9 protein-coding genes are annotated in these 7,902 nt (G+C 41.4%); all 9 read right to left on the bottom strand.

The annotated features are described in order from the left end of the window. Nucleotides 1-53: 53 nt before the first annotated feature. Nucleotides 54-665, bottom strand: coding sequence for a glutathione S-transferase family protein (locus tag MKI85_RS11160; RefSeq protein ID WP_241627824.1), 612 nt, complete (start codon nucleotides 663-665; stop codon nucleotides 54-56). A 118-nt stretch (nucleotides 666-783) separates the two neighbouring features. After that, complete coding sequence (locus tag MKI85_RS11165) at nucleotides 784-1,677, bottom strand: LysR substrate-binding domain-containing protein (protein WP_241627793.1); 894 nt, start codon at nucleotides 1,675-1,677, stop codon at nucleotides 784-786. Between the two features lie 11 nt (nucleotides 1,678-1,688). Further along, nucleotides 1,689-2,882 (bottom strand): MFS transporter, encoded by a 1,194-nt coding sequence (locus tag MKI85_RS11170; protein ID WP_241627795.1) that lies wholly within the window; start codon nucleotides 2,880-2,882, stop codon nucleotides 1,689-1,691. After that, the gene (locus MKI85_RS11175) at nucleotides 2,879-3,463 is read right to left on the bottom strand and encodes a TetR/AcrR family transcriptional regulator (RefSeq protein ID WP_241627797.1); all 585 of its coding nucleotides are present in this window, start codon (nucleotides 3,461-3,463) and stop codon (nucleotides 2,879-2,881) included. The genes MKI85_RS11170 and MKI85_RS11175 overlap by 4 nt, the downstream gene beginning before the upstream one ends. 162 nt (nucleotides 3,464-3,625) lie before the next feature. After that, entirely contained in the window at nucleotides 3,626-4,150 is a 525-nt protein-coding gene (locus tag MKI85_RS11180) for an acyl-CoA thioesterase (protein ID WP_241627799.1), read from the bottom strand. 306 nt (nucleotides 4,151-4,456) lie between these two features. After that, nucleotides 4,457-4,657: a hypothetical protein gene (locus MKI85_RS11185; RefSeq protein ID WP_241627801.1), complete on the bottom strand. Its 201-nt coding sequence runs from the start codon at nucleotides 4,655-4,657 to the stop codon at nucleotides 4,457-4,459. A gap of 260 nt (nucleotides 4,658-4,917) precedes the next feature. Next, a complete protein-coding gene (locus tag MKI85_RS11190) occupies nucleotides 4,918-5,847 on the bottom strand; it encodes a patatin-like phospholipase family protein (RefSeq protein ID WP_241627803.1) in 930 nt (309 codons plus the stop codon). A gap of 324 nt (nucleotides 5,848-6,171) precedes the next feature. After that, on the bottom strand, nucleotides 6,172-7,647 hold the full coding sequence (locus tag MKI85_RS11195; protein WP_241627805.1) for an alanine/glycine:cation symporter family protein: 1,476 nt from the start codon (nucleotides 7,645-7,647) through the stop codon (nucleotides 6,172-6,174). A gap of 78 nt (nucleotides 7,648-7,725) precedes the next feature. Then, a partial coding sequence (locus MKI85_RS11200; RefSeq protein WP_281070034.1) for a sodium/glutamate symporter occupies nucleotides 7,726-7,902 on the bottom strand: 177 nt, incomplete at its 5' end.

Raw genomic sequence — 7,902 nt, forward strand, 5'->3', positions numbered from 1 at the left:
TAAAAAGACAAAGCCCAGAACACATTCTGGGCTTTTATTATTGCTAAAAGCAATTATTCAATAGCATCAAACCAAGCTATCCCCTGCACCGAGGCTCTGCTTTTCATCTGTCTTAAAAAGGGTTTGGCTTCTTCAAAATACGGGAGCAGCTTAAACGCCATGGCATAGACCAACCAATACGCCAGATATAAATCTGCAGCTGTACATTTGTCTCCCAGCAAATACGGTTTCGCCTGACTTAAGCCTTGTTTTAGAAACTGAAATAACCTTTGTTCATCACCAAAACTTAAGCCAGTTTTTTTACTTTCAATCACATCTTCAGCGACATTCAAGTTTTTCACATCCATATATTCGGTTAATGGACCATGAATAAAGAACAGCCATTTCAAATATGCACCGCGTTTCGGGTCATTCAGTGCCGGGGCAAAATCTTGTTCAATATACTTATCCGCCAAATAGGCAATAATCGCAGGCACTTCCGTGACAACAATGTCTCCATCGACCAGACAAGGCACTTTCGCCATCGGGTTAAGGGCTAAATACGGTGCCTGATGCAGGTCTTCATAACTGATATTAATCAGCTCGACCTGAGCTTCAATGCTCAGCTCTTTAAGAAAAGGTAAAATGGTATTTCCACGGGATTGTGGATTGGTATACAACTGCATCATTATTCTACTTCTACTGGTGTTCTTTTGCGCCAACCTTAGCATAACTTGAAGTACAACGACGTAGTTGTTCTGTCATCAATAACTTTCAATGCTGCTGGTAAGCTCAATCATGCCCTTAGAGAATACCTGTATAGAATTGTTCCTTTAAGATTTTTAAAATCAATTCAATCGCTTCACTGCGTTGTTCCTTGCGATAGCTGGCGTACAAACCAATGGTCGGTAAAGGTTCAATGGTGTTTTTCACCACAATTTTATCGCCCAATAATGGAATCACATAGGCAGGTACCAGACTCCAGCCTACCCCCATCCCCACCAAATTTACATTGAGTAAAATGTTGGTCGAGTGCTGAACTACATTCACATTCAATTTGGATTGTTTGAAAAAATCCTGAATGATTTTATACAGCTGCGGCGAAGCCCCTTCATCACTGATAATAAAATCTTGCTGATTAAAACTCTTGATGCTGACATGCCGTTGTGCGGCAACAGCCGAATCTTTCGGGACAATCAATGCCAAAGGTTCATTAAAGATTTGTACATATTCCAGTTCACTGGATTCATCAATATAACGGGTGAATGCAATATCAATGTCGCCTTTCTTTAGGGCTTTGAATTGGTCTGCATCGGTCAAGCTATGAAAATGAATTTTCAAATCAGGAAAGTGCGCTCGGATATTGGGCATGATGTAGGGGAAGATCTTCATCTCGGCGACAGGTACGAAACCAATATGCAGTTGGTCTTTGCTCATGTTTGCCACTTTTCGCGCATCGTGAATGGCTTTTTCTGCATGTTCCAAACTGAGTAAGGCTTCCTTCAAAAACGCTTTACCTTCTTCGGTCAGCTCTACTTTACGGTTGGAACGCACCAATAACTGTACCCCAACCTCTTGTTCCAAATCCTTGATTTGTTGACTTAAAGAAGGTTGTACCGTACACATGCGTTGCGCTGCTTTGGTGAAATTTAGCTCTTCAGCCACTGCAACAAAATAGCGTAAATGTCGTAGTTCCATCTATGTTCTCCTTAATGTTGAACGCGTACAACTTTGGCTGCCACTTTGACTCGATACACCCATAGGGTCACCAAAGTCATCCCAGCACAAATCAGATATGTTGCGGTATAGCCCCAATACGCAATCAATACCCCCATGATCACGGAACCCACCGCCAAACCCAAATCAAACAAGGTAAAATACGTGGAAATGGCATGCCCGATCCGTTGCTTAGGAACACTTTGAATGGCAACCGTTTGCAGACACGGGAACAAGGTGCCATAGCCAATGCCTATGAGCACTGCCGATAACCACAATACCCATGCCTGATGCAACTGACTCACCACCGCTAGTCCCAATGCAAACAGCAGAAAGGATGGATAAATCACGGCGCTGGCACCTTTCTGATCAAACCAACGTCCGACCCAAGGGCGAACGAAAATCATGGAACAGGCAAACACCAGAAAAAACGTACTGGTATATGCCATCAGCTGTTTGGTTTCAGTATAAGCCGCAATGAAGCTCATCACACTCGAATAAGCAAATGCCGTTAATAGCGCCACCACACCGACCGACAACACTCGAAACTCGATAATATCGTGTACCGTTAAACGGGAAGATGCGGGTTCGATTGAAGATTGCGGTTCATCATCCTGAACTGGAATGCAAAGGCAGAATAAAAACCCGATGGTAATTAATCCAGACAAAACTGCGAACAGCACAGTAAAACTGGCATATTGGGTAATGGTTAATGCCAATAAAGGACCAAAGACTACACCTAAATTGGTCGACATGACAAAGTAGCCCATGCCTTCGCCTCTGCGTTGTTCAGGAATAAATTCATTCGCCACAGGTACGGTCACTGTGGTCAAAATACTGAACCAGATGCCATGAATAAAACGCACCAACAGCAGGCTCCACATGCTGTCAATCCACAGATAACTGAAGGCAAACAAGACAAAAAGAACTTCCGAGCCACGGAAGCTGAGTTTCTTGCCGATTTTTTCCGAGATCAGTCCTGAAAATGGACGTACCAAAATGGATGAAATTAAAAATAGCGTCAGCGCCAAACCTGCTTCTTTTACCGAGCCACCCAAATCTCGCATGATGTAGATAGGGAGAATCGCCAACATCGCGAAATAATAGGTAAATAAAAACAGGTTATTCAGTACACAAAAAATAAATGCCCGATTCCACAGCCGACTTTCATGCAAATCTGACGTCATTGGGAATCTACCTGCGGAGTTGCATTCATTCGAGCAGGTTGTAGTACCAGATCCAGCAAAGCTTGAATATAAGCTTCATCAGGTTGTCGGTTAAAGAAAATCATCTGATAATGAATTGGGGCATATAAGGTGTCGAGCATCAGTTCAAAAGGATAATCAGCTCGAATCTCACCTTGTTCAATCGCCAATTGAATCAACTTTCGGGTCGCTTCACGGCGGGGCAATAAATACTGACTAAAAAACTCTCCTGCCGCTTCGCGATGTTCTGATAAAACCACCATTAAGGCACGCCCTATCGGACGGTTTAACGCATGCGATAATTTTAATAACTGCTGTTTTAAATTAAATTCCAGACTTTGCGTATAGTCCAATTCAAACACCGAAGCCGTTTCTTGCTTAAAGGCTTCAAAGACCAAATCGGATTTATGCTTCCACCAGCGGTAAATGGTGGATTTACCCACACCTGCACGTGCAGCAATCTCTTCGATCGTCAATTTGCTGTATTCATAGTCTTCCAAGGTTACAATCACGGCATCTAGAATGCATTGCTTGCGTCGAGAAGTTTTCCCCAGTTCTGACATAGATCACCATAAAATGAAACGATACGTATCGTTTCATAATAGTGTAAATATTGCGGCTGTACTAGCCAATTAAGACTAAGGACTAGAGATTAAAATAAAGAACAGACATAAAAAAACCCGTGAATCTGAAACTCACGGGTTGCGCTTGAACAAAGCTAAATCTTAACTTGGTGTCGAAGACTTTTTATAAATACTGCAAGATGGGTGATGGTTCTCTTGTAAACGCGCTACTTTACGTTGTTCCGCAGCTTCAAAGCGGCAACGCTTCCATTCATTGCTTAAATCCAATGGTGGAATTTGTTTTGGTTTACCTGTTTCATCCACTGCAACCATGGTGAAATAACAGCTATTGGTATGACGAATCGTACGCTTTTGAATATTTTGCGCTTCTACACGAATACCAATTTCCATAGAGGTACGACCTACATGGTTCACACTGGCAAGGAAAGTTACAAGTTCACCAACATGAATCGGCTCTTTAAAGTTCACTTTATCAACCGATAGTGTCACAACATAACTACCTGAATAGCGGCTTGCACAGGCATACGCCACCTGATCCAGCAACTTTAAAATAGTTCCACCATGGACATTACCCGAGAAATTTGCCATATCTGGAGTCATCAATACAGACATGGTCAACTCCGACTGATCATCTAAAATTGGAGTAATTTGATCTAATGGGGACATCGCGTTCTCTAGACTCTTACAAAGATAGTAGAATATGTGGTCATTATTATATAACTTTTGTCGCCAATAACATGTTCAATTCGGCAATAAAGTCATCATTATTATTTATAGTGATTAGCACATCATTCAGTAAAATATATATTAATGCAGTCAACTATAATTTAAGCCTATAATTTTTATTATATTTATTTCAAATCAAGTCTATTTCATCCTAAGTAGCATTGAAGTTGATGCATCGATAGAAATCAGCATTTTCCAATGATCACACAACAGCTTCAGTTCATTTTTTATTGATTTGAAGAAATTTCAATGAATTTTTACAGCATCTTTGTCAATGACGCTCAACATTTCTCTACAGACATGATCATAACTGAGTTCAGATTTTACATCTAAATTAGCGGTGATTTGGTAGGAACCATCGCAATGTAGCGCCACAATTTTGAATAGCATATTCGGAAGTGATGCCAATTGCACGGTTTGACCCAGTTCGAGTTGTTGTAAAGACATGAATGTTTTTTTCATTTTTAGGAGAAGAATAAAATTTTAAAGTGCAGTATATTGAGCACGAATATACCTGTAAATAAATTTCTTTAAACACCATGATATCCAATTATTTTAAAATAAATATATTTAATTCAATATTTTATAAAAATATAATTAAAGATAAGTTATGTGATTTATAAAATTTTAGTGTAACGCCTCATCATCTCATACTTCAAGTGTTTGTATATCAAAAAGGAAGCGTTGTTACTCCCTTCGATCACGCATTAATTTTGTACGGTAAATTGTGGAATTTTATAACCTCTAGAAAAATTCTGTTGATCAAACACTTTGAAAATACTGCTCAATTGTTTGTCCGCAGCGATTACACCGGCTTGCATGGTTTCTTCGCGCCCACGCACATCAAAAATATGTGACTTTTCCCTTAAATCAGGTTGAATCACCACATCAGCGTGTTTCAGTTCCTCTTGTGCTAAACGGTTTTGCATAATGTTGATATTCTGGTTGAACAATCCCCAGACATTATTGGTTTCGGTATGTTCAGGCTGCGCCAAGATATCCACGGCAATCACAATATCCGCACCTAACTCACGCGCCACATTCACAGGCACTGGGCTGACCAAGCCACCATCAACATATTCCTCACCCGCAATTTTTGTTGGAATAAACATGCTAGGAATCGAAACAGAAGCACGCACCGCTTGCCCCGTGTTGCCATAGTTAAATACGACCTTTTTGCCCTCTTTCAGCTCAGTGGCCACCACGTACATCGGAATTTTTAAGTGCTCTAAGGGTGTACTCAGGACTTGTTCATTGACATAGTCTTCTACTTTTTGACCATCAAAAAAGCCTGTCATGGCTAACTTCACATCACGCACATCATTCGCCTTCATGTTCAGCGCGATGTCCCGTAATTGCTGTGCATTTTTCCCGCTGGCATAAATGGAACCGACCACACTGCCTGCACTAGTGCCGACAATCATATCGGGATGAATACCATATTGCTCTAAGACTTGAATCACACCAATGTGCGCATAGCCTCGCGCCCCGCCGCTACCCAACACCAATGCCACAATAGGACGGTGTTCAGTTTGCTTGAGTTTTTTAAAATCGATACGATCCGCTTTGACCTGAGCGTCAACCAGTGTTTGTTTGGTTGCATTCTGATTGAAAGCGAATAGCGATGACTGAGCCATGGTTTGCCCCGAAAGTATGAAGATAATGCCGATAACTAAGCTAGATTGAAGCAATTTCAAGGCGGACTAAACTCTCTGATCGTGACTGATGGCTATTCTATGCAAACGACAATTTTTCACTGTTGCATTTCGTAAAAATGTAATCTTGCTGCATTAAGATAATGAAGAAAAACCGTGAAATCATGGAGACTGTGCTGCATTTTCGCAACTGAGTTTTGCTTCACCTGCTTGGATGGCATTTCAATACAAATAACATGACCCTAAATAAAAAAGCCAGCCTTGCGGTTGCAGACTGGCTTCTTCAGATTCAGCGAATTGGTAGTATTACCAAATATCAGAATTTACTTTATCTTTAAATTTTGGATGATTATCCAGCTTAAATTCTGGTTCTTTAATGCCTTGCTTCAACTGCGAGGTATAGTCTTTCAACAACATTAAAACGAAAGGTGTTAACAACAGAATTGCAAACAAGTTAATAGTTGCCATTAAGCCCATTGATAGATCGGCCATTGACCATACCAATGGAACACTGGTGATGGCACCGAAGTACACCATGAATAACACCAGTAAACGGAACACAAACATCACTTTACGGTTGTTATTAATGAACTGCATATTACTTTCAGCATAGGCATAGTTACCAATGATTGAAGAGTAGGCAAACATAAACAAAATAATCGCAAGGAAGTCATCCCCCCAGCTACCAATCTGGTTCACTAGAGCCATCTGGGTTAACTGCACGCCCGCAAAACCTGCATCATGGTACAAACCTGATGACAAGATGATGATGGCTGTACATGAACACACCACGAAGGTATCGACAAATACACCCAGCATTTGTACCAAACCTTGGTTTACAGGATGTTTTACATCTGATGCTGCTGCCGCGTTTGGCGCAGAACCCATCCCCGCTTCATTCGAGAACAAGCCACGTTTAATCCCCATCATCATTGCCATAGACACCATGGCACCAAAGAAACCACCTGCCGCTGCATCAAACTGGAATGCATGAGAGAAAATTAATTGGAAAATATCAGGCAAGATTGGCAAGTTTTTCACAGCAATATATAACGCAACCGCTAAATACATCACCGCCATGAGTGGTACAAAACGTTCAGCAACAACAGCAATACGCTTAATCCCACCGAAAATGATGACACCTGTCATGAACACTAAAATAAGACCGACCCAAGAAATTTCAAAAGAGAACAGTCCTAAGTTCAGCATGACATTGGCTTTATCCCAACCCCATGCATGCGAGGTTGCATCAATAATCGAATTGGCTTGTACAGCATTGAAGACAAAGCCATAAGCTAAAATAAGTGACAGTGCGAAAACCACACCCAACCATTTTTGTTTGAGACCTTGGGTAATGTAGTATGCTGGACCACCACGGAATTGTTGATTTTGTACGTCTCGAACTTTAAACAGTTGCGCGAGAGATGATTCTACGAAAGCAGAACTCATCCCTAAAAATGCAGTAAGCCACATCCAGAACACTGCACCAGGACCACCAATGGCAATCGCGATTGCCACACCAGCCACGTTACCTACACCAACACGGCTCGCAAGACCTGTTACAAAAGCCTGAAATGGGGTAATACCATGGTCATCATCGCCCTCTTTACGACTCGACTTCATGACCTTAATGCTGTGCAAAAATAGGCGAAGCTGTACCGCACCCGTTATTAAGGTATAGAACACCCCAACCACAACCAAAAATACTACCAGAAAGTTCCACAAAGGATCATTCAGCATTTGCACCCAAGACATCAGGGTCGCATTTAATTGTTCATCCATTTTCTTATTCCTTAAGACTCAGCAGATATTGTTTGGCAATTCAAAAAAGGCCTTGAGAACAAGACCTTTTGCTATCACTTAAGCGATGAACTTAAGAATAAGTTGAATTACAGTTGCATTGATCAAGTCAACAAAGAATGCGCCACAGAGTGGAACAATCAGGAAAGCTTTATGTGAGGCGCCATACATATTGGTAATGGCCTGCATATTGGCAACAGCCGTTGGGGTTGCACCCATACCAAAACCACAGTGACC

It is taken from the genome of Acinetobacter zhairuonensis, from assembly GCF_022601715.1.
GTDB lineage: Bacteria > Pseudomonadota > Gammaproteobacteria > Pseudomonadales > Moraxellaceae > Acinetobacter.

Bases quoted from the DNA above. Each gene is read 5' to 3' on its own strand.
- MKI85_RS11160 (WP_241627824.1), bottom strand. From the start codon at position 665: ATGCAGTTGTATACCAATCCACAATCCCGTGGAAATACCATTTTACCT.
- MKI85_RS11165 (WP_241627793.1), bottom strand. From the start codon at position 1,677: ATGGAACTACGACATTTACGCTATTTTGTTGCAGTGGCTGAAGAGCTA.
- MKI85_RS11170 (WP_241627795.1), bottom strand. From the start codon at position 2,882: ATGACGTCAGATTTGCATGAAAGTCGGCTGTGGAATCGGGCATTTATT.
- MKI85_RS11175 (WP_241627797.1), bottom strand. From the start codon at position 3,463: ATGTCAGAACTGGGGAAAACTTCTCGACGCAAGCAATGCATTCTAGAT.
- MKI85_RS11180 (WP_241627799.1), bottom strand. From the start codon at position 4,150: ATGTCCCCATTAGATCAAATTACTCCAATTTTAGATGATCAGTCGGAG.
- MKI85_RS11185 (WP_241627801.1), bottom strand. From the start codon at position 4,657: ATGTCTTTACAACAACTCGAACTGGGTCAAACCGTGCAATTGGCATCA.
- MKI85_RS11190 (WP_241627803.1), bottom strand. From the start codon at position 5,847: ATGGCTCAGTCATCGCTATTCGCTTTCAATCAGAATGCAACCAAACAA.
- MKI85_RS11195 (WP_241627805.1), bottom strand. From the start codon at position 7,647: ATGGATGAACAATTAAATGCGACCCTGATGTCTTGGGTGCAAATGCTG.